Source organism: Oenococcus sp., assembly GCF_047725585.1.
GTDB lineage: Bacteria > Bacillota > Bacilli > Lactobacillales > Lactobacillaceae > Oenococcus > Oenococcus kitaharae_A.
The window spans coordinates 358,600-380,945 of sequence record NZ_JBDNNF010000001.1 but is presented as its reverse complement, the minus strand read 5'-3'; the positions used below and the strand labels follow the sequence as shown (position 1 = coordinate 380,945).

General features: G+C 43.3%; 24 protein-coding genes. 17 read left to right on the top strand and 7 right to left on the bottom strand.

Annotated features, from left to right (window positions below; genetic code table 11):
* Positions 1-87: 87 nt before the first annotated feature.
* Positions 88-402: a thioredoxin gene (gene trxA, locus ABF487_RS01840; protein WP_007744629.1), complete on the bottom strand. Its 315-nt coding sequence runs from the start codon at positions 400-402 to the stop codon at positions 88-90.
* 104 nt (positions 403-506) lie between these two features.
* Here trxA and ABF487_RS01835 point away from each other — a divergent pair, with 104 nt between their 5' ends.
* The 12 genes from ABF487_RS01835 to ABF487_RS01780 all read left to right on the top strand — a co-directional run bounded on the left by ABF487_RS01835 (position 507) and on the right by ABF487_RS01780 (position 12,124).
* Complete coding sequence (locus ABF487_RS01835) at positions 507-1,883, top strand: APC family permease (RefSeq protein WP_415634318.1); 1,377 nt, start codon at positions 507-509, stop codon at positions 1,881-1,883.
* 2 nt (positions 1,884-1,885) lie between these two features.
* Positions 1,886-2,860 carry a glycosyltransferase family 2 protein gene (locus tag ABF487_RS01830; RefSeq protein WP_415634317.1) on the top strand — a complete coding sequence of 325 codons (975 nt, stop codon included), beginning with the start codon at positions 1,886-1,888 and terminating at the stop codon, positions 2,858-2,860.
* A 27-nt stretch (positions 2,861-2,887) separates the two neighbouring features.
* Positions 2,888-3,700: a type I methionyl aminopeptidase gene (gene map, locus ABF487_RS01825; protein ID WP_415624544.1), complete on the top strand. Its 813-nt coding sequence runs from the start codon at positions 2,888-2,890 to the stop codon at positions 3,698-3,700.
* 24 nt (positions 3,701-3,724) lie between these two features.
* Entirely contained in the window at positions 3,725-4,516 is a 792-nt protein-coding gene (recX, locus tag ABF487_RS01820) for a recombination regulator RecX (RefSeq protein ID WP_415634316.1), read from the top strand.
* Positions 4,509-5,069, top strand: coding sequence for an NUDIX hydrolase (locus ABF487_RS01815; protein WP_415634315.1), 561 nt, complete (start codon positions 4,509-4,511; stop codon positions 5,067-5,069). The genes recX and ABF487_RS01815 overlap by 8 nt, the downstream gene beginning before the upstream one ends.
* A gap of 56 nt (positions 5,070-5,125) precedes the next feature.
* Positions 5,126-5,680, top strand: coding sequence for a DUF402 domain-containing protein (locus ABF487_RS01810; RefSeq protein ID WP_415634314.1), 555 nt, complete (start codon positions 5,126-5,128; stop codon positions 5,678-5,680).
* Positions 5,681-5,759: 79 nt separating this feature from the next.
* Complete coding sequence (gatC, locus tag ABF487_RS01805) at positions 5,760-6,062, top strand: Asp-tRNA(Asn)/Glu-tRNA(Gln) amidotransferase subunit GatC (protein ID WP_007744617.1); 303 nt, start codon at positions 5,760-5,762, stop codon at positions 6,060-6,062.
* A gap of 1 nt (position 6,063) precedes the next feature.
* A complete protein-coding gene (gatA, locus tag ABF487_RS01800; RefSeq protein WP_415634313.1) occupies positions 6,064-7,527 on the top strand; it encodes an Asp-tRNA(Asn)/Glu-tRNA(Gln) amidotransferase subunit GatA in 1,464 nt (487 codons plus the stop codon).
* A complete protein-coding gene (gene gatB, locus ABF487_RS01795) occupies positions 7,527-8,960 on the top strand; it encodes an Asp-tRNA(Asn)/Glu-tRNA(Gln) amidotransferase subunit GatB (RefSeq protein WP_415634312.1) in 1,434 nt (477 codons plus the stop codon). Before gatA ends, gatB begins: the two co-directional genes overlap by 1 nt.
* A gap of 83 nt (positions 8,961-9,043) precedes the next feature.
* A complete protein-coding gene (locus tag ABF487_RS01790) occupies positions 9,044-10,081 on the top strand; it encodes a diacylglycerol kinase family lipid kinase (protein WP_028291811.1) in 1,038 nt (345 codons plus the stop codon).
* Complete coding sequence (gene rlmD / locus ABF487_RS01785) at positions 10,078-11,460, top strand: 23S rRNA (uracil(1939)-C(5))-methyltransferase RlmD (RefSeq protein WP_415634311.1); 1,383 nt, start codon at positions 10,078-10,080, stop codon at positions 11,458-11,460. Before ABF487_RS01790 ends, rlmD begins: the two co-directional genes overlap by 4 nt.
* A gap of 118 nt (positions 11,461-11,578) precedes the next feature.
* Complete coding sequence (locus ABF487_RS01780) at positions 11,579-12,124, top strand: GNAT family N-acetyltransferase (protein ID WP_415634310.1); 546 nt, start codon at positions 11,579-11,581, stop codon at positions 12,122-12,124.
* Between the two features lie 273 nt (positions 12,125-12,397).
* Here the strand turns inward: ABF487_RS01780 and ABF487_RS01775 are convergent, their stop codons facing one another.
* Positions 12,398-13,138 carry an SDR family NAD(P)-dependent oxidoreductase gene (locus ABF487_RS01775; protein ID WP_415634309.1) on the bottom strand — a complete coding sequence of 247 codons (741 nt, stop codon included), beginning with the start codon at positions 13,136-13,138 and terminating at the stop codon, positions 12,398-12,400.
* Between the two features lie 306 nt (positions 13,139-13,444).
* Between ABF487_RS01775 and ABF487_RS01770 the strand changes: the two genes are divergently transcribed.
* The 3 genes from ABF487_RS01770 (at position 13,445) to ABF487_RS01760 (ending at position 15,602) form a co-directional block, all read left to right on the top strand.
* The gene (locus ABF487_RS01770) at positions 13,445-13,804 is read left to right on the top strand and encodes an iron chaperone (protein ID WP_007744594.1); all 360 of its coding nucleotides are present in this window, start codon (positions 13,445-13,447) and stop codon (positions 13,802-13,804) included.
* Between the two features lie 107 nt (positions 13,805-13,911).
* On the top strand, positions 13,912-14,622 hold the full coding sequence (locus ABF487_RS01765) for an aspartate/glutamate racemase family protein (protein ID WP_007744593.1): 711 nt from the start codon (positions 13,912-13,914) through the stop codon (positions 14,620-14,622).
* Positions 14,623-14,660: 38 nt separating this feature from the next.
* Positions 14,661-15,602: a nucleoside hydrolase gene (locus ABF487_RS01760; protein WP_415634308.1), complete on the top strand. Its 942-nt coding sequence runs from the start codon at positions 14,661-14,663 to the stop codon at positions 15,600-15,602.
* 93 nt (positions 15,603-15,695) lie between these two features.
* On the opposite strand, the gene ABF487_RS01755 is transcribed toward ABF487_RS01760, so the two are convergent.
* From ABF487_RS01755 to ABF487_RS01735, 5 genes are all read right to left on the bottom strand, one after another.
* Positions 15,696-16,631: a phosphoglycerate dehydrogenase gene (locus ABF487_RS01755; RefSeq protein WP_007744591.1), complete on the bottom strand. Its 936-nt coding sequence runs from the start codon at positions 16,629-16,631 to the stop codon at positions 15,696-15,698.
* A 24-nt stretch (positions 16,632-16,655) separates the two neighbouring features.
* Complete coding sequence (locus ABF487_RS01750; RefSeq protein WP_007744586.1) at positions 16,656-17,438, bottom strand: glucose 1-dehydrogenase; 783 nt, start codon at positions 17,436-17,438, stop codon at positions 16,656-16,658.
* Between the two features lie 25 nt (positions 17,439-17,463).
* Positions 17,464-18,726: a gluconate:proton symporter gene (locus ABF487_RS01745; RefSeq protein ID WP_415634307.1), complete on the bottom strand. Its 1,263-nt coding sequence runs from the start codon at positions 18,724-18,726 to the stop codon at positions 17,464-17,466.
* A gap of 1 nt (position 18,727) precedes the next feature.
* The gene (locus ABF487_RS01740; protein WP_415634306.1) at positions 18,728-19,483 is read right to left on the bottom strand and encodes a sugar phosphate isomerase/epimerase family protein; all 756 of its coding nucleotides are present in this window, start codon (positions 19,481-19,483) and stop codon (positions 18,728-18,730) included.
* A 119-nt stretch (positions 19,484-19,602) separates the two neighbouring features.
* Positions 19,603-20,613, bottom strand: coding sequence for a LacI family DNA-binding transcriptional regulator (locus ABF487_RS01735; RefSeq protein WP_007744582.1), 1,011 nt, complete (start codon positions 20,611-20,613; stop codon positions 19,603-19,605).
* Between the two features lie 439 nt (positions 20,614-21,052).
* Between ABF487_RS01735 and ABF487_RS01730 the strand changes: the two genes are divergently transcribed.
* Complete coding sequence (locus ABF487_RS01730; RefSeq protein ID WP_007744581.1) at positions 21,053-21,703, top strand: amino acid ABC transporter permease; 651 nt, start codon at positions 21,053-21,055, stop codon at positions 21,701-21,703.
* Positions 21,703-22,344, top strand: coding sequence for an amino acid ABC transporter ATP-binding protein (locus ABF487_RS01725; RefSeq protein WP_415633638.1), 642 nt, complete (start codon positions 21,703-21,705; stop codon positions 22,342-22,344). Before ABF487_RS01730 ends, ABF487_RS01725 begins: the two co-directional genes overlap by 1 nt.
* Positions 22,345-22,346 lie beyond the last annotated feature (2 nt).

The following is a 22,346-nucleotide window of genomic DNA, read 5'->3' as shown; positions in this document are numbered from 1 at the left end:
GTATTCTATCACTTGTGAATTTAGAATAAAAATAAAAACCCGCTATCATGCAGGTTTTCGAAATAAAAGTATAAAATTTCACAACACTTAAGAACGATATTTGTTGATAATTTCGTTCAATTGTTTTTGATTATGCACGCCAACCACGCGGTCAACAACCTGACCGTCCTTTTTAATGATCAGAGTTGGGATAGCCTGGATGCCCAATCCGGAAGCTGTCTCCTGATTCTGGTCAACATCGATCTTGCTGAATTTGACGTCAGTCATTGTCTCAGAGATTTTCTCAAGAATCGGTGCTTGAATTTTGCAGGGTGTGCACCAAGTTGCCCAAAAATCAGTGACAGTCACGCCTGATTTTGTTTCCGGCTCAAACGAAGCGGAATCTAATACTGAAATTGCCATGATGATCTCCTTTCCTATATTGTACTTACTTTCAATAAGTAATGCAAAAAAGTTTAAAAAAAACTTGCTTTAAAGTTTTCTGCCCATTATACTGGGACAAACTTATGATTGAAAACGAGCAGCAACTCAAACGAAATTTTGGATTTTTCGGTACTTTATCACTTGTCATTGGTACGGTTATCGGATCAGGGATCTTTTTTAAACAGGGGCGGGTACTTCAAGAAGCCGGATCGACATCGATGGCCTTATTGGCTTGGTTCGTCGGCGGGATCGTGACTTTGGCGTCAGCCATGTCTGTTGCCGAACTCGGATCCGAAATGCCTCAGACGGGCGGCATTTATATCTATATTAGTAAGATTTTCGGAAAATTCTGGGGATTTTTAGCTGGATGGATGCAGATCTCTTTTTACGGGCCGGCTTTAATCGCTTCAGTTTCCTACTTTTTTTCGACCCTTTTTGTGACTTTTTTTCATTTACCGGCAAAATTCGATTTTGGGATTTTCTCTCTTAATAGTGTTTTTTGTATTGCCGTAGCAGCTTGTATTCTAATTGCACTAATGAATATGCTGGAAAACCGTGTCAGCCGTGTGTTTGCGATTACGACAACCAGTATCAAAATGATCCCTATTTTTGCCTTGATTATTTTTGGTCTTTTCTTCGGTCACGCTGGCGCAACGAGCAGTCTGGTCAACCTGTTTGCCAATCAAATCGGGCAAGGCAACTTCGGCGTGGCCGTCTTATCGACGCTGTTTGCTTACGATGGCTGGGTTGTGATCTCTAATTTGGGCGGCGAGATTAAAAACGCTCAAAAGACACTGCCAAGAGCTGTGACGACTGGCATTTTTATCGTGCTGCTGGCCTACATGGGTGTCTCTTTTGGCGTTTTCAAGTCGCTGCCTGCAAAAGAAATCATTGCTTTGGGTGATCAGGCACCTTTCCATATTTTGTCCGATGCTTTTGGTCCGATTGGTGGCCGCTTGATGGACATTGGTGTCATGATTTCTGTGATTGGCACCTTGAATTCTAAAATTCTCAGTTTTCCTAGAGTTGTTTTTGAAATGGCCGACAAAGGGCAGCTGCCTTTTTCTGGATTCTTTCATACTTTAGGTAAACATTCCAAAACGCCTAACTATGCTACTATTTTTGAAATCGTGATCGCAGCTTTGTTATTGAATGCTTTTTCATCTTCACAAGATTTATCCGATTGGCTGGTTTTTGTGAGCTTCCTATTTTATCTGCTGACTTTTGTGGCGGTGTTTATTATGCGTCGCCGCCTGCAGAGAAAACCGCATTTTTCAGCGCCGCTTCATCCCTTATTTCCGATATTGGCAATTGCTGGGACTTTGTTCATCGAAATTTCGACAATCGTGAATGCCTTTACTGACCCCACTGGGCAGCAGCTTTTCGGTATTCTTATCTCTCTTTTGATTGTTGCCCTGGGTGTCCCGCTTTATTACGCCAAAAAAATCTATAAACTATAAGTATGCCGAATTCCGTTAGTCCCACACTCGCAATTATTGTGCCGGTCACAAATGAAGAAGAGAATATTCCACTTTTTTATCATGCCCTCAGGCGGGATTTAACCCGGGACAGTTTAGCTGCTTTGCCCGAGCCTTTAAATCAACTGAGTTATGATATCTGGTACATTGACGATGGGTCAAGCGATGGGACTTTAGCACAGATAAAGGCCCTATCGGCTCAGGACAGTCATATACATTTTGTGTCTTTTTCCCGGAATTTTGGTAAAGAAGCTGCAATCTATGCGGGATTGTCTTATGCACAGCACTATGATTTTGCAGTTATCATGGATGTGGATCTGCAAGATCCGCCTGCTTTATTGCCAAAAATGCTGAAAAAATTAGTGACAGAGCACCTAGACAGCGTGGCAACAAGGCGGTCGAATCGTAAAGGCGAAAAGGTTATTGTCAGTTTTTGTTCTGATTTGTTTTATCATTTTATTTCTAAGATTTCTTCGACGAAATTAGTGAAAGGTGCCCGCGACTATCGGATTATGAGCCGGCAGATGGTTCAGGCTTTGTTGGCCATGCCGGAAAATCAGCGTTTTTCAAAGGGCTTGTTCACCTGGATCGGCTTTAATACCGAGTACATCAGTTATGAAAATATCGAAAGAGAAAAAGGCCGCAGCAAGTGGGGTTTTTGGAAACTTTTCAAATATGCGATTAGCGGGATCATTTCTTTTTCGACGGCACCGCTGACTTTTGTGACCGTTTTGGGTTCTGTGACGACCCTTCTAGCTTTGATTGGCGGCATTTTTGTGATTGTCAGAAAGCTGTTGGATCCAGCAATTGCAATTGGCGGCTGGACGACGATTACCGTGATTATTATGTTTTTTGGCGGTCTGCAAATGGCCAGCCTCGGGATTGTCGGCCGTTATATTGCGGCCATTTTCTTGGAGTCTAAGCGGCGCCCAATCTATATTGAGAAAGAACATAAGTAAAAAAATAGAAGGCATATAATCGAAGGTATGATTACATTAAAGAGTGTTAACGAAATAAAAGAGATGGATACTGCTGGTGATGTGATTAGCGGTATGCATCACATGCTGCGCAGTTTGATCAAGCCTGGATTGGATACCTGGGAAATCGAAGAAAAATCACGTGCCTATATTGAAGGGCACGGTGCTATTGCGAGTCAAATCGGTTTTGAGGGTTTTAAATATGCTGTGACTGTTTCAGTCAATGATGAAGTGGCCCACGCCTTTCCTCGTAAAGGCCTGATTTTGGAAAACGGTGACTTAGTCAAGGTCGACACAGTTGTCGAAAAGAATCATGGTTTGGCAGATTCTGCTTGGACTTATCGCGTTGGAACTGTCAGTCCGGAAATCGAACGTCTGTATGAAGTTGCTCATAAGGCCCTATATATTGGTATTGACCAGGCCGTTGTCGGTAACCGTATTGGTGATATTGGCGCTGCAATTGACCACTATGTCACAGATGAGAACCATTTTGGCAACGTGCGCGAGTATATCGGGCATGGCATCGGCCCAACTATGCATGAAGATCCGCAGGTGCCGCATTTTGGTGTTGCCGGTCACGGTTTGCGTTTGCGGCCCGGCATGACAATTACGATTGAACCGATGGTCAACACAGGCACTTGGGAAGTTAAAACTGATTACGCTGGAGATGGCTGGACCGTTTCAACAAAAGACGGCGGCTGGTCGGCGCAGTTTGAGCATACGCTTGTGATTACCCACGACGGCCCGAAGATTCTGACCTCACAAGATCCGGATATTGATGACAAATATCTGATTAAGGATTGGGACAACTTTAAAATCTAATTAAGACTTCGTATGATTTAATTAATGACGAAAAAGATTACAAAAATATCGGCTCAGAAAATTCACGGCCGTTATAATCTTGAGCTGGATGGCAAGTTCGCTTTTGGCATCACGGAAATGACGCTGATTAAGTTCGGTTTGGCCAAAAATCGCGAATTGGATGATCAAGAAGTTTCAACGATTAAAAAGTTTGAAGAGTCGGCTCGTGCGCTTTCGCGCGGACTGACTTTTTTGTCTCACCATCTTCGCACCGAAAAGGAACTTCGTGATAAACTGCGTTCACAGCATTTCGATGCCGAGGCAATCGATAGTGCAGTCACGCATTTAAAAGAAGAAAAATATATTGATGATCGGATTTATGCTGAGAATTTTGTCCACACGCAGGCGCGTCTTTTATCCGTCGGCCCGCTAGTCATCAGCAGAAAATTGCAGGCATTGGGCATTGCGCCGGCCGATATACAAGCTGCCATGCAAGATTATAAAACTGATAATCAGGCGGAGAATGCCTTGGCTTTGGCGGAAAAATTTCAAAAACATTATGCGAAAAATCCGGCCATGATTCAAAGACAGAAAATTAATCAGGCTTTGTACGGCAAAGGTTATGATGCTGATTTGATTAAAACTGTTTTAGAGAAATTAGACTTTAGCGAAGATCCAGATGTGCAATTAGAAAACGCTCGCCGCGTGCTGGCGCGAATTTGGCCGCGTTATAGCAAATATGGCCGAGAACGTCCCTATAAAGCCCGTCAGTATCTGTATGGAAAAGGTTTTTCTGCCGAGTTGATTGATAAAGTGATTGGGGAACAAGGTGACTGAAAAAGGAAAAATTTTAAAGGAAACAAAAGAATTTCATGGCCAGATCTTCGATGTTGTGGATCGAAAGATTCACACACCTGATGGGCTGACCGTTGATCGACAAGTCGTTTTGCATGGGGATGCTGTGGCTTTTGTCGCACCAATACGCATAGATGGCGGCATTAAATTAGCTTTAGGCCGCGAGTATCGTGCCGGCTTGAACGCCGAAAGGACCAGTTTTCCAGCCGGCCTGATTAATCCAGGCGAAGATCCCAAGACAGCTGCGCTTCGTGAAGCACGAGAAGAGTTGGGCTTGTCCTATCGAGATGCCAAAGAGATTTTTCTAATCAGCACTAGTGAAGGATTTACAAATGAAGCGACTCATTTGATGCTGCTTTCCGGGCTGATCGGCAAAAGCGATAAACATTTTGATCCCAGTGAGTTTGTCAAAACGCTTTTTGTCACTTTTGTTGAATTGGAACAATTGATTTTGTCCGGCAAAGTCACGACTGCGCCCGGTATTATTGCTTATCAATGGTTAAAGCTGCATCCGGAAAGTTTAGCCGCCATCTGAAAAAGGAGCCACTGTGCTAAACTTTAAACGAAGACGAAATGTCTTGAGGTAAGATTATGACTAAAGACGCAGCTCGCAATCCGCGGGAAGGCGACTTTATCACGATCAAAAGTTACAAGCACGATGGCCACCTGCATCGCACCTGGCGCGATACGATGGTTCTAAAGACCAGTGAAAATGCCATTATCGGATTGAATGACCACACGCTCGTGACAGAGGATGATGGCCGGCGTTGGGTCACACACGAACCGGCGCTTGTCTATTTTCATAATAAATACTGGTTTAACATTATTGCGATGATGCGCAGCGACGGCGTAAGTTACTACTGCAATTTGGCAAGTCCTTACGTCATGGACAAAGAGGCGCTGAAGTACATCGACTATGACCTTGATATTAAAGTACTAACAAACGGCACAAAACATCTGCTTGATGCAGATGAATATGTTGCGCATAGTCAATTGTGGCATTATCCGCCTGAGATTGACGAAATCCTCCGGGCACACACAAAGATTTTGATTAACATGATTAACACACATGCCGGACCTTTTTCACAGGGTTATGTTGATCTTTGGTATTCGCGTTATAAGACACTTGTAAAACATAAGATGTGATAAGTCGTAAGCGGAATTCAATTCCGCTTTTTCTTTTTGTCCAAGCCGCAAACTGTTAAAATTTTAGCAAGGGGGCACTATGTCAAATTCATTACCACGCGAAGATGCGGCCCATGTCGCACAACTCGCCAAGCTGCATTTCTCCGATCAGCAATTAGATGTACTGACCGGTCAATTAGCCAGTATTTTAGACCTTGTCGAGACATTAAACGAGGTCGATACGGAAGGTGTTGAGCCGACCTATACTGTTTCAAATAATGTCAATGTGTTAAGAGAAGACTTGGCTGTCAAGTCAGGACAAAAGGCTGCTTTATTGGCCAATGCGCCGGAAACGCAGGACGGGCAGATTAAAGTTCCCGCGATTATTGATGAGGAGAGCTGAGATGACTGATTTTTTTCAGGAAGATTTAGTTAGTTTGCACAAAAAATTAGTCAATAAGGAAATTACCGCTGTTGACTTGGCAAAGGCAGCTTTAGATAAAGCTGAACATGCCCAAAAAGACGTCAATGCCTATATCACTTTGGACCGTCAAGGTGCTTTAAAACGCGCTGCTGAAATCGACGCTGCCGGCATTGACGCTGACAATATTTTTTCCGGCATTCCTTTGGCTGTCAAAGATAACATTGTCACCAAGGGGCTTCGGACAACAGCTGCTTCGCATATTTTGGACAACTTTATCCCAATTTATGATGCAGCCGTCATGGAAAAGCTGAACAAACTAGGATTGGTCGTGATTGGCAAAACGAACATGGATGAGTTTGCCATGGGCGGTTCAACTGAGACCTCGTTCTTTGGCAAGACGGCAAACGCTTGGGATCATACAAAGGTTCCCGGAGGTTCTTCGGGCGGATCGGCAGCAGCTGTTGCTTCCGGCCTGATCCCATTTGCATTGGGTTCTGATACAGGCGGTTCGATTCGTCAGCCGGCTGCTTTTAACGGCATTGTTGGTTTGAAACCAACGTACGGCCGTGTCTCACGCTGGGGACTGATTGCCTTTGGTTCCAGCTTGGATCAGATTGGTCCTTTGACACGGACTGTTAAAGATAATGCACGTGTTTTGTCAGTGATTGCTGGCAAAGACCCTCGTGATACGACAAGCGAAGACAGCCCGGTACCGGACTTTTTAGCCAACATTGAAGGCGGTGTTAAGGGCTTACGTGTGGGCGTGCCTAAGGAATATTTTGCTAAGGGTATCGACGACGACGTCAAAGCAACCATCAAAAAAGCGATTGCTAAATTTGAGGAATTAGGTGCCGTCGTTGATGAAGTTTCCCTGCCGCATTCTCGATACGGCATTGCCGCCTACTATATTCTAGCTTCGTCTGAGGCTTCTTCGAATCTGCAGCGTTTTGATGGTATTCGTTACGGTTATTCAGCACGTCAAGAAGGCCAGACTCTAGAAGATTTGTATGTCAAGACACGTTCTGAAGGCTTTGGTCCAGAAGTAAAACGGCGAATTATGTTAGGAACATTCGCCTTGTCAGCCGGATTCTATGATGCCTACTTTAAAAAGGCCGCTCAGGTCCGGACTTTGATTGTGTCTGATTTTACTAAAGTTTTTCAGGATCATGATTTGATTTTGGGCCCAACGACGACTTCGACAGCCTTTGACCTTGGCTCTGAAGATGATGATCCAGTCAAAATGTATATGAATGATTTGCTGACAATTCCTGTGAATTTGGCTGGTCTGCCAGGTATGTCGATTAATGCCGGTTTTGCTAATCATCTGCCAGTCGGTCTGCAGATTATCGGCCGTCCTTTTGATGAAAGTACGATTTACCGTGCAGCCTATGCCTTTGAACAGGCGACAAAACTATATGAACAGCATCCGGAGGTGAGTTTCTAATGTCGAGTTTTGAAACAACAATTGGGCTGGAAGTCCATATTGAATTAAAAACAAAATCCAAAGCCTTTTCACCTTCGCCGGTTAATTTTGGTGATCCGGCTAATGAAAATACGAACGTGATTGATTGGGGCTATCCTGGCGTTCTGCCTTCTGCCAACAAAGCCGCTCTAGAAGGCGGTATGATGGCCGCTTTGGCACTGAATGCACAGATTTCGCGTGATGTACATTGGGATCGAAAAAATTATGTTTATCCTGATAACCCGAAATCATATCAAGTGACTCAACAGCAGACGCCGATCGGACATGATGGTTATGTGGAAATTCAGATGCCTGATGGTCAGACTAAGCGTATTGGAATTAAAGAACTGCATGTCGAAGAGGATGCCGGCAAGAACTCGCATTCTGGCAAGGGCTATTCCTTGGTCGATTTGAATCGTCAAGGGACGCCATTGGTGGAAATTGTTTCCCAGCCAGATATTACCAGCCCTGAAGAAGCCTACCTTTATTTGGAGAAACTGCGTCAGCTGATCCAATTCACGGGTATTTCTGATGTGAAGATGCAGGAAGGCTCGATGCGTGTTGATATCAATATTTCCGTTCGTCCGATCGGGGCCGCGAAGTTTGGTACCAAAGTCGAAATTAAAAACGTCAACTCGTTTCAATATGCTCGCAACACATTGATTTATGAAGAGGAACGCCAACGTGAAGAATTAATGGCCGGTCACACAATTGGTCAAGAGACGCGTCGTTTTGATGAGCCGACCAAGTCAACGATCTTGATGCGTGTCAAAGAGGGCGCTGATGATTACCGTTATTTCCCAGAACCTGATTTGCCGCCAATTCACGTTTCCGATGCTTGGATTGATGAAGTCAGGTCGCGTTTGCCGGAAGCGGCTGCTACGCGTGTTCACCGTTATACGACTGAGTTCGGTCTCTCGGGTAAAGATGCTGCTGTACTGACGCAGACACTGGAAATGGCCAACTTCTTTGATCAGACAGTTGCCAACGGTGCTGATCCAAAGCGGGCTGCCAACTATTTGATCGGGGATGTTAATGCCTATCTGAACGAGACGCAATTAGATCTTCAAAACACCAAATTGACGGCAGTTAATTTAGCTGAATTGATCAAGCTGATTGATGATGGTACAATTTCGACGAAGCAAGCCAAAAAAGTCTTCACTGCAATTACCGAAGGTAAAGACCCCAAGGCTTATGTCACGGAAAATAGTCTTGTACAATTATCCGATCCATCAAAATTGACGCCGATGATTAGTCAGATTCTGGATAATAACCAGCAATCTGTTGATGACTTTAAGGGCGGTAAAGATCGTGCGATTGGTTATTTGACTGGCCAAGTAATGAAAAGTACGCATGGCAATGCCAATCCTAAAGTGGTTCATGAACTGCTGCTGGCTGAATTGAGCAAGCGCTAAATTGCATATGACTTCTAAGACCGCCTCTCTAGCGGTCTTTTTTTGTCCATGGCCGTCCCGTTATCCTCTATAATTGTTTTTATATGAAACGAGCACGTATAATTTATAACCCTTCCTCTGGACGTGAAGCCATTCAAAGAGATTTAGTCGAAATCATGAAAGTTTACGAGAAGGCTGGTTATGAGACATCTGTATTTGAAACAACACCTAAGGCTTTTTCCGCGCGCGATGAAGCAGCACGAGCAGCTCAAGATGGGTTTGATTTAGTTGTGGCTGCCGGTGGAGATGGGACAGTTAATGAAGTCGTCAATGGCATTTCAGGTTTAGACAAACGCCCTTTAATGGCCGTTATTCCTTCTGGGACTACCAACGATTATGCGCGTGCCTTAAAAATTCCGCGCGATGATTTAGTCGAAGCAGCCAAAGCAATCAATAAGCACGAAACGATCAAAATGGATATCGGCAAAATCACCGATGGCAAATCACGCCTGGACTACTTTATGAATATCGGCGCCTTGGGTACTTTGTCTGAATTGACTTATGAAGTGCCATCCATGCTGAAGTCGTTGTACGGTTATTTGGCTTATATTACAAAAGGTGCCGAGCTGATTACGCGGATTAAATCAGTGCCAGTGCGAATTAGTTATGATGATGGTGTTTATGAAGGTGAAGTCAGCCTGGTATTGTTGGCCCTAACCAATTCAGTCGGCGGTTTTGAAAAAATTGTCCCCGATGCCAAACTGGATGACGGAAAATTTTCCTTGCTAATTGTCGAAAAATCAAATATTGTTCAGCTGTTTAACTTGATTACCAAGGCGCTGAACAATGGTTCACACATCAAAGACAAGCTGATCACTTATATCAAGACGAGCAAAGTAGCCGTTGCGCCTTTATCTAATGACCAGATGAAAGTGAATTTAGATGGCGAGTTTGGTGGTGTGGCGCCAATGGCCTTTGAAAATCTCCAGCAGCATATTGAATTTGTTGCCGAGACTTCCAAAATGCGTCCCGGGTCTCGTATGCGGGCTCAGACAGCCAATGAAGTGATGGTTAAGCGAGCTGAAGAAGAATTTAAAACGGCCTCAAAATTGGTCAAAAAGCACAAGGAAGGCAGTAAGTGAGTAAAAAAGATCGTCCTAATTTGGTTAAAAATCAAGAATTAGTCGGGGATGTCATCGATTTGACCTATGAAGGGCTCGGGGTCGTCAAAATTGATGACTTTCCGATTTTTGTTTCCGACAGCCTGCCAGGCGAGAAAATCTCTTTTGCCATTACGCGTGTTTTAAATTCTTATGCCTTTGCTCGTGTGCTAAAACGACTGACCACTTCACCGGACCGCGTGATTAGCGAGCATGCCGACATGATTGCCAGTGGCATCGCACCGCTTGTAAATCTCGCTTATCCGGCACAGCTGGCTTTTAAAAGAGAACAAGTCCGTCAGCTGTTTCATAAAGCGGGTCTCGATCAGGTTGAGGTGCTGCCGACCATTGGCATGGCCAACCCGACTCATTACCGCAATAAGACGGTCGTACCGATTAAGTTTCAGCAGGGACGTCTGACGACGGGTTTTTATCGCCGCGGGTCGCACAAGCTCGTGCCAATCAATGACTATTATTTAAACGATCCGAAAATTGATGCTGCTGTCGGAATTGCACGTGATGTGCTGAATCGTTTTGGTGTCTCCGCTTATGACGAAATCACACGGGAAGGCTTGCTGCGTTATTTAATGGTGCGCCGTGGCTACGTCACGGGTCAAATGATGCTGGCGATCGTTGCAACTGGCAAAAAATTGCCGCAGGAAAAAGCGGTTGTTGCTGCGATTAAAAAAGCTTTACCGGATTTGACCAGCCTGATTTTAAATTACAATCCCAAGCAGACTAATGTCCAGTTGGGTCTGGATAATCGCGTTCTCTATGGCAGCCCCGTGATTCATGACACACTACTGGGCTTGGATTTTGAGATTGGCGTGAATTCTTTTTATCAAGTTAATCCGCAGACGACAGCCGTTTTATATCAGAAAGCTGCTGAGATGGCAGATCTTGCCGGGGATGAATTAGCCGTCGATGCCTATTCGGGAATCGGCACAATTGGCTTGTATATCTCCAGCCAAGTGAAAAAAGTGATTGGTGTGGAAGTCGTTGCACCGGCTGTCGCTGATGCCAAGAAAAACATGCAGGCCAATCATATTCAAAACGCCGAGTACATCGCGGCTGATGCGCCCGAACAATTTGTTAAATGGGCACAGGCCGGTATTCGCCCGGATGTGGTCTTTGTTGACCCGCCAAGAAAAGGTCTTTCACCAGAACTGATTGAGGCTGTTGGCCAGATGCAGCCGAAAAAATTTGTCTATGTTTCCTGCAACCCGGCCACTTTGGTACGCGATGTCGTTTTGCTTAGGCAGCAAGGTTATCAAGTGGCCAAACCTGTACAGCCGATTGATCAGTTCCCGCAGACCATGCATGTGGAGTGCGTGCTGTTGATGACACGAGTTAAGAATTAGTTAAGAGGCAAGAGATTAAAAAAGTCAGAGCTATAAATTGACAACTAAAAAATATTGAAACTCGCGAAGGGGATTTTAGCGGTCGATACAATTTGCATGCACTGATAAAAGAAGGAAAATGATGAGAGCAGATTATCCATTACGAATAGATAAAGCAAGCGGGATTGTATACGCCTGGTTTATAAGAATGACATATATTGGTGGCATTGTCGCATCAGATCTGGGACCGAAGTTGACTTTGTTTGAAGACAAATATTACGATATCTATCAAAAAGTTGGCAATGAAATCTTCTTTGATTTATTTAGCAAAATGCATAGCACGATTCGCCAATTTTTCCCGCTTGACGAAGTTCAAAAACGCGAAACATATCTCTGGTTTGAAAACAATGAGCTTGTCGGAAGCATTCGGATTTATCATAACGAAGAGGAAAACTGTTATGAGGTTGAGAAAGTGATGGTGACACCGCAGTCTCAGGGCAAAGGCTACGGGAAAAAGCTATTGAATTTCGTTGTCGCGAAACTTCAACAAACTCATCGCACACCGATTTTTTTGACGGTGGCTGCATGCAACGACAAAGCAATGAACATGTACGAAAAGTTTGGGCTTGTTCCTGTTAAAGAAGAAATGGATGAGTGGAAAATCGAGAGGGATGCACTTGGCTGATATGGTTCCAATTATTCGGATGATTAAATCTCGTATCGTTTAGGATGTGTGCGGTTATGCGGAGGCATCCACGACAGATTATTATGAAATAAGCTTATGAGTCTGTAGTTGCCTGCTTTGGTAGTGTTTTGCACTGTCGCGGGGCGGTAAAAAATTTTGAATTCTAGAAATAAAGTGCATCATTCTCGCTACTGCAAAACACGTGGGGGGTGTGCTGCTGATTCCTCTTTTAGACACAATAAAACCCTCGCAGGGAGGGCTTTTTTATTGCTGTTAAACTAATGTGATGCCGCCGTCAACAACTAAAGTCGAACCAGTGATATATGATGCATCATCAGAGACCAAGAATAATGCGGGCTTGGCAATTTCTATCGGCTGTCCAACTCTTTGCATTGGAATGATAGCCTCCAGGTATGACATCTGTTCGCCATTAACGGTATTTAAGATCGGTGTTTCGGTAATGCCCGGGCAGATGGCATTAACGCGAACACCTTTTGCAGCGTAATCGCGCGCCAGGACCTTGGTTAGAGAAATCAAGGCACTTTTTGAAGCACTATAGGCATAACTATTTGAATTTGTCGAGAGGCCCGCGATGGAGCTTGTATTAAGAATCGTACCTTTGGTTTTCATCAAATAAGGCATCGCTTGTTTGCACATCTGAAAAGGTGCTTTCAGATTAGTATCCATGACATTGTCAAACTCTTCGTAGGTCATTTCCTCAAGCGGTTTGGCCACTGAAATACCTGCATTGTTGAATAAAATGTCGATTTTGCCGTATGCCTCAATTGTGGTGTTCAACAGCTTATCAATGTCATCAGTATTTAACATATCGGCTTGAACAAAAACGGCTTCGCCGCCTTGATCTTTGATATGTTGAACGACCGCACGGCCGTTTTCCTGATTACGGCCAGCAACGACCACTTTTGCGCCCTCAGCAGCGAACAATATCGCTGAAGCTTCTCCGATACCTGATGTACCGCCGGTGACAATAGCCACCTTTTCTTTTAATTTCATAGTCATTCTCTCCAATGAGAAGATTGCGGACAATGCTGCGTTTATTGAAAACGCTTATATTTGCAATACTGTTTCTGGATGAGTCCGCTTCAACAGTATGTGATAATAATAACATATTCTCTAAGCTGATATAGTTGCCTGCCAGGGAGATACAGGACAAGCCAAAGCGAGTGAAAATAAGGTTACAATATGCTTGTCTTGAGACTTTTTAGCCCTTGTTATCGGCATCTGATAGGCAAAAAGAGTATCAAGAACTGTAATGATATGAACCGAATGTATTTAAAAATTTTCCTAGAGGATAATCATATGGCAACTAGCAATATTGATGATTATATAGCTGCACAGGCGGAGTCTTTACAACCGGTTCTTCAGAAAATCCGTCAAACAATTAGAGCTGCCGCACCAGACGCCACCGAAAAAATTTCTTATGGCATGCCGACTTTTTGGCAAGGGACGAACTTGATTCATTTTGCGGCCTTTAAAAATCACATTGGCATATACCCGGGCGGTCGAGCTCCCGCGGTTTTTGCCGACCGGCTGAAAAATTATAAAACTTCCAAGGGTACGATTCAGCTGCCTTTTGACCAGCCAATCGATTATCAATTAATTTCAGATATTGTTGTTTGGCGGCTTGCGCAGCAAACAACAGGCGGATATTCTGCATGACCTTTGAGCCGCTAAGATTCCTTTTGCTGTTAAGATTTATGACATGCTCGTCAATATTCAAAGAGCTTTAGTGTATATTCTCGTTAAATAGATTTGCGAGGTATGGCATGAAAAATTTTTTCGGTATTTTAGGCGGCATGGGTACGCGTGCGACTGAGGCATTTATTGACAGCATTAATCAATTGGCTAGGGCACAAAAAGACCAAGATTATTTGAATTACATTGTTTTTAATCACGCAGCCATACCAGACCGCACAGCCTATATTTTGGGTCGTTCTAAAAAAAATCCACTGCCTTTTTTAATCGAAGATGTCCAGCAAATGAACCAGCTTTCTCCCGATTTTATTTTGATTACCTGCAATACGGCACATTATTTTCTGCCCCAGTTGCAAAAAGCCGCACACATGCCGATTTTAGATATGCCGAGTTTAGCTGCGGCCGCTTGTAAACAATTTTCTTCTAAGAATTTGCGTGTTGGCTTATTAGCGACTTCCGGTACGATTGATGCAGCTATTTACCAACCGCATATTGCTGCATTGGGCTATCAGACAATCTTGCCCGACCCTGTTTGGCAGCAGAAAGTCATGGATGTCATTTACAAGGATGTTAAAGAAGCCGACCAAGTGAACCGGGTACGTTTCCACGCCTTGATTGAGCACATGCTCATCGATGAAAAGTGTGATTGTGTGATTTTAGCCTGTACAGAGTTATCGGTGGCTCAGCAGCGCGAAGCCTATGAATCGGACCGCGTGATCGATGCTCAGCAATTGTTAGCACGTCGAGCGGTGCAGCTGGCACGTTCTTTACAATTTAGCTGAACGAATTTGTTAATCTTTTTAGGAGGAGAAAATTACTAATGAAGAAAAATGTGTACTTTAGTCATGATGGTGGTGTCGATGATTTAGTTTCGCTGCTTTTGCTGATGCAAATGGAGGATATTAACCTGACCGGCGTGGGCGTCATGGGTGCTGATTCTTATTTGGAACCGGCCTTGTCGGCAACGAGAAAGCTGATTGACCGTTTTGGCCATGGTCTGCAAATTCAGCCGGCAGCATCTGACTCGCGTGCTGTTCATCCTTTTCCTAAAGAATGGCGCATGGATGCATTTTCTTTTGATGCCTTTCCACTGTTAAACGAAAGCGGCCATATTCAGACAGCTGTCGCTGATAAAGCGGCGCATCTGGATTTAATTGACAAACTGCAGGCTCAGACAGGCAAAACCACTTTGGTCATGACTGGGCCTTTGAGTGATCTGGCTCGTGCTTTAAAAATTGATCCGACGATTACGGATAAAATTGACGAGCTTTATTGGATGGGCGGTACTTTAGACAACAAGGGCAACGTAGCCGAACCTGAGCAAGATGGCACAATCGAATGGAACGCTTACTGGGATCCGCAGGCCGTTAAAGATGCCTGGGATTCGTCCATCAAGATTCATATGGTTGGGCTGGAAAGTACGCGCCAGGTCCCATTGACGCGTGATATTCGTCGTCACTGGGCATCACAGCGCAAGTATCCGATTTTGGATTTGATCGGTCAGGGTTATGCGTTAGTACCACCCCTAGACCACTTTGAGACAAATTCGACTTATTTCATGTGGGATGTGCTGACGACCCTATACAGCGGTTATCATGACGTGGCCGAAACTAAAGAAGTTTTGAGTGATGTTTCAGTCAGCAGCCCGTCAGACGGCCGGACTTTTGAAACAGCCGATGGTCGGCCGATCACCCTTGTTACCAAGGTAGATCACGACCGTTTCTTCCAATTAATTGATGAATTAGGTAAAAAAATCTATTAGTGTGCCAGATAATCTTGGTTAAATCTATAATTCACATATTTTTGTTAAAAAACTACCATAGTAAATGGTAGTTTTTTAGTTAACTATATATTCTCATTCCACTTGATTCACGGCCCACTTGGCTTTTTTACCAGACAGAACACGTACAACTTCACTTGCTGAATCGACAGCCATTCTTTCCATGCATTCTTTCGTATTAGAAGCAATATGCGGTGTTAACAGTACGTTATCGAGTTGATAAAACGCACTGCTTAACGGCAACGGTTCTGCATCAAACACATCTAAGGCTGCGGCACGGATTTGATGCTCGGCTAAGGCCTTTATAAGCGCTGTTTCATCAATTAGAGCCCCGCGACCCAAATTAACCAAGGAAGCCGTCTTTTTCATGAGACTGAATTCGCGCTTTCCAAACGAATGCGTAGTTTGTTCATTGACAACCAAATGAAGTGTAATAATATCAGCTTGACTGATTAAGCTGTCTCGGTCAACTAGCTTTCCGACTTGGCTGTCTTTAATAAACGGATCAAAAATTAAGACCTTCATCCCTAGGGCTTCAGCTTTTTGGGCAACGATTCGGCCGATTCGGCCATACCCCATGACGCCAAGTGTCTTACCATTTAAATCAAAACCCATATGAGTGGTCTTGTAGGCGAAGTTTCCCAGGCGCATTTCATGTGAAACGCGTGTTAAGTTTTTCGATAGATCAAAAATTTCAGCTAAAGTCGTTTCGGCCACGGTTGCTGCATTTGCTGTCGGTGTGATTGTGACAACAACACCTTGTTTGGCTGCAAATGTTGGATCAACATTATCGAATCCCACACCATGGCGAGCAATAATTTTCAAATTAGGAAATTGTTTTAACGTCTCATTATCAAAAGGGTCGGTCATTAGAATAATGCCATTTGCGTCTTGACCGTATTTTAAAATGGTTTCCTGTCGATCGTCTGGTACTGTAATTAGATCGAAATGATGCGTTAACAAATAATCTTTCCCTGCTTGTGATAAATTTTTAGGTACAACTACTTTCATGGTTCTTTCTCCTTTTTTGGTTTTTTATCTCAGTAGATATCCGCCATCTACTGGCAGTGTGACACCGGTAATATAATTCGAAGCCGTGCTGGCGAGAAAAACAATTGCGCCCATCAATTCTGATGGATCGGCCCAATGTGCCGCTGGAATGTGGGACAAAATTTCTTCATTTCTCCCTTTATCGTCACGTAAGGCCTGTGTCATGGGCGTGTTAATATATCCTGGTGCCAAAGCATTGACTTGGATATTACTGGCTGCCAAGGCATCTGCGTAGGCCTTGGTTAGACCGATGATGCCATGTTTACTAGCTGTATAAGGGAAAATAAATTTGCCCGCTCGGTATGATTGCATCGAAGCAATATTGATAATTTTGCCAGCATGCTGTTCAGCCATGACTTTAGCAACGGCGTGGGACAAAAAATACACAGCATTGAGATTTAAATCAATCACAGCCCGCCAATCCTGATCATTAAAATCCTGCCATTTATTGCGCCGTTGCATACCGGCGTTGTTAACAAGAATATCGATCTTGCCGAATATCTTTTCGGCGTAGTTAACAATGGTGGCTGGTGCATCGGCATCGGTGATATCTTGTTTTAAAAATTTTATTTTTTGTCCACTGCCTTTGACTGATTCGGCCGTTTCCTGCCAACCAGTTTCGCTACGGCTGACAACCAGTACATTAGCACCCGATTGCATCAGGGCCCGTGTATAGTATTGTCCCAGCCCGGATGCCCCGCCTGTGACAATGGCATTTTTACCATCTAAGCGAAAGTATTGTGTGTCAAAATGATTAGCTTGTTCCATATCTTGCATCTCCTAATCTATTCATTTAATTAAACATAATCACGGCCAGCAATAAGTTGGCGGCACAAATGGTCCAGCCCCAAGGAATACCTGTTAACAGAAATTTTTTGGGGTTTAAGTGTGTGTATTCAATAGCCCATAAGTTCCAGGATTGGGTCACACACGCTGAAACAGCCATTGATACAGCTGGTACTGTGATCAAAGCGAAAGCGAAATATTGATTAAAAAAGCCTGTTCCGGCAATAACTGCTGCAGTTGCTGATCCGGCCCCCCAAACCATGAGTGGCCCTCTAAAAAGTGCCAGAGGAGCCAAAATGGCAAAAACAATCGCGATAATCCAAGGACTGTGTGGGACGATATTTTGTAGAATGCTGCTGAAACGTGCGGTATTTTTAACAGCCGCTGCGCTAAACATAGTTAAAATAAACAGCATCACTAATAAACCGGAGATATCGGAAATTGATTGACTGATAGTTTTATTAATTAAATTCAAACAATCATGATAGGTTTTCATATTTCCAGTTAACAACAAGGCTAGAATAATGGATAAAAGCAAAGATGGGATTGGTTGCCAACCAAAAACTAAATTCATCAATACCGGCAGGATAGGAATGAAAAAACTATAAGCAGGTGTCTTGTTCATAGTGGCGACAGATGTATTTTCAGTAGCATGGATTGATTGGGCATGAAAGATGATAAAAGCTATTACAAACAGCATTTGTATCGCCATCGCCGAAAAGCCATACGCTAAATATTTGCTACCATATATAACTTTTGGGAAAAACAATTGGATTTGTTTAATAATGACAATGTTGACATACATTGGTGCACCCACTGAAAGCACAAAAGCGACCACTGAAATATTTTTTGGCAGGCCTAATGACTCCAAGATGGGTAGCAATATCACACCAACGGCAATGACAGCGCCGACACCATAAGAACTGGTGAAAATGAAGGCTGTGACTAGGCAAACCAAAATCGTTGCAGTAATTGGATGCTTGCGGCTCACTTTAATGGTTTCCTGGCTAATCGATCCAGCAATATTCGTGTCAACAAGCACTCGACCGAACCAAGAACCAAAGATGATCACAACAATTGTTGATCCATAGTCCATTGCTGGCTGTGAAAATATATCGTTGATGGCAGTGTGATAGGGGATTCCACCAATCACAGTCCACAAAATGGCCATGAAAAAGAAGCCAATCATGATATTGCCGCCGCGCATAACAAAATAGATGAAGGCAAAGAAGGTTAATAACAGCAAACATCCGATGATTACATTCGTCATTTTAGGGCCGGCTTTCTATGTATTTTTCCAAAGTACTGATATCCAATTGTAGCTGGGTCATTGATTCAACTGGATATTCTAAAGCGACTGGTAAATCACCGGCTGTTAAATTGAGCAATGCTCGCCAATCCAGATTGCCTTGATCGATTGCAACTGTTTTAGGCTGACCATTTTCGATAACATAATCTTTTACATGAAGATAATTTGTGAAGGGATTTAATCGTTTTGTAGCTGTGAAAGGATCTTGTTTTGTGAAAATCCAATTGCCTAAGTCGTTAACGAATCCCACTTTGACGTGATGGTCTTTTGCGTTCTTAAGAAATGACTCGATGTTTTCAGCTGATCCACTCAAAGGTGTTTGATCGTTTTCCACATTAAGCTCGATTGACTTGGGCAGAATGCTCCCAAGTTCCCTTTGAAGATCGCCGTGAAAGCTAGCAAAATCACCAACATTCAGTTTGACGTAACTAGCTCCAAATAGCTTGGCTTCAGCGAAATATTGTAATAATTTGGGGTTTACTTGTCCTTGTATAAACAGGACATCGGGCACCGAATAAAATAAGGTCAAACGTTTTCCCAATTTTGCATAATTAAGCGCTTCCATTTCTTGCAAAAAGAAATGGAAATATTCGCGGCGAAGCTCAATACGCCATATGCCCGCATTGACGAGTTGATCTACCAATGCAGTTTGTGTCTGTCCTTTATCGTGCTGTTGCTGTAATACTAATGTGTTTATAACAATTTGATTATTTTTCAAGAAGGTCTCCTTTGTTAATTTTAAATTAACTATGCTTCTTTTTAGGAAAACGTTTTCCCTGAGCACAAAGATTAGCTTACTACGCACTTTTTTAACTGTCAATTGGATTCATAAAAAATTCACAAGGAGTGGCCAACGTTTAATTGACTTTCCACAATTATAGTTTCTGCTTTAATGGGCTTTGTCCCTTCTATTTCTTTCACAAGCACCTGAGCCGCTGTTGATCCAATTATTTTTGGATTTTGCTGAATTGTTGTCATGACTGGATGAGTTAATTTGGCCCATTCCCAATCATCAAAAGCTGATAATCCAATTTGGTCCGGGACGCTAACATGCCGCTGGTTTAGAATACGCATAATGCGCAAAAGCAGCGGTCCCTTTAGAGCATAGAGCGCTGTTTTCGTGTGAAAGTTATTGGTTTTTTTTCGCAATGATTGAAAAATTTCTTCATCATTAGTTGTTTTTTGAATTTCAACGAGGCCTAATTGAAATGAATTTTGTTTTTGCAAATCGAAGAGTGCCATATAACGTTCTTGGCGAGCTGAGTTTTTGTCAATGGGTTCGCTGACAACAAGAATTTGCGGATACTGCATCTGAATCATTAATTGACCTAATTTTTTGGAGTAAGCATAGTTATCTGTCACAACCTCTGGCCAGAGAGTTGGCTGGATTTGTCGATCGACAATTACGAGCGGAATTCGTTGCTTTTGTAGATAACTGTAATTGCTAGACTTGCTGCTCATTGGTTGTAGAAGAATCCCGTCAATCTGCAATTCAAGCAAGCGCTGTATCTGTCGTCGTTCGATAATCTGGGAATTATTGGAATTCATTAAAATGATCTGAAAATTTTTTTTGGCCAGCACTTCGTCAGCTCCTTTAAATAATAAGGATGAGAAAAAGTTTTCAACGTCAGCTACAACGACACCAATCAGTCTGCTCGATTGCTTTTTGAGAGTTTGTGCTTGGCGATTAACATGGTAATCACTGTGCTTCACGGCCTCATCAATTTTTTGCCGGGTTGCTTCAGACATTTTTGTATAGTTGTGGTTAAGAAAACGAGAAACTGTTGTAATCGACACACCTGCTAAACGGGCAACGTCGTTGATTGTTGATCTTCTTGCTTGATTCATGATGAATTTTAAAGTGATTGTTAGATTTATTTTGCGCTTTTTTAGACTTTATGTTGACTTATTTATGAAATAAATTGATATCTGTGGCTCGTTTTCCTTGTTTGGAGGAGGTATTTAATAACTGTCATTAAAAGGATTGACAAATTATTTTAATCCGAGTAAGCTTCTAAGCAATCGAATAAATAACACAACGAACAGAAGAGTAACTTGTTTGAGATGCCAAGAGAATCGGCACTGCTGGAAAGTCGATCATTGATACAAGCGAACCACACCTGTGAGTGCAGCCGAAATACTGCCGGGTCGCCCGTTATCGTCAGAGTCTTTGACTCACTGAGGCTATTAAAGCAATTTAATAGCGTTAAGAGGTGGAACCGCGCACAACGCCCTCTCAATCTTTATTGATTGAGGGCGTTTTTTTATTTATTCCAGAAAGGAAAGCATGAACTACATTTTCTCAATTTTACCCGACATTTTGACCGGTCTGAACATCACAGTTGGCCTATTCATTCTGACCCTTTTGGGTGCTACACCCTTGGGTATCCTGATTGCCATCGGCCTGCGTTCACAGTTTTTCATCCTGCGCTGGTTGTTAAACGCCTATGTGTGGATTATTCGCGGAACGCCACTGATGCTGCAGCTGATGTTTTTCTATTTCGGTTTGCCGCTCGCGACAGATAACCGGCTTGTGTTTCCGAAAATGACAGCAGCTGTACTGGTCTTCGTCCTGAATTATGCGGGCTATCTGGCTGAGATATTTAGAGGTGGTATTCAAGCTATTCCACAAGGCCAATATGACGCTGCTTTTGTGCTAGGCATCAGCCATCGTCAGGCATTCAGCAAAATCATCCTGCCGCAGGTGTTTAAAATCGTGCTTCCTTCATTTGGCAATGAGGTGATCAATCTGATCAAGGACACGTCACTGGGATACGTTATCAGTCTGGTCGACATTCTCTATATTGCACAAGGACATGCGGTGGCGGATGTCAGCCTGATGCCTTATGTGATTGTGGCAGTTCTTTATCTGATATTTACAGCATTAGCGACCGTCATTATGAAAAAGATCGAATCAAATTATCGGGAGTGGGCATGATGCTGGATATGCAAGGATTGACAAAAAGTTTTAACGGGAAAAACGTTTTCAAAAATTTAAATCTCAAAGTGAATGATGGTGAGGTTCTCAGTATCGTTGGCCCATCCGGTATTGGTAAAACGACCCTGCTTCGCATCATTGCCGGCTTGGAAACGGCTGACTCTGGTCAAATGATCATTGATGGACAGACAGTCAATGTTGAAGAAAAAGGCGGCAATGCTTTAGTTGGCGTTATCTTCCAGGATTTCAATCTGTTTCCTCAGTATACGGTTCTGGGAAACGCGATTCTAGCACCAACGCTTGTTAAAAAGACCGAGCGGGAGCAGGCGGTCGAGAAGGTTCGACATATTTTGGCCGAGCTGGGAATTGAAGATAAAGCTGACCTTTATCCTTATCAATTATCTGGCGGGCAAAAACAACGTGCTGCCATTGCTAGAGCCTTAGCCATGGATCCAAAAATTCTGGCCTACGACGAACCGACTTCGGCCTTAGATGAATTTTCAACAGATCAGGTTGTACAGGTGATTCAAGAACTTAAGGATCGCGGTGTGACGCAGATGGCGATTACACATGATGCCCCTTTTGCAGAAAAAATTTCGGATAGAATATTTGATTTCAAAACAGAAGTAAAGAGAGAATAAAA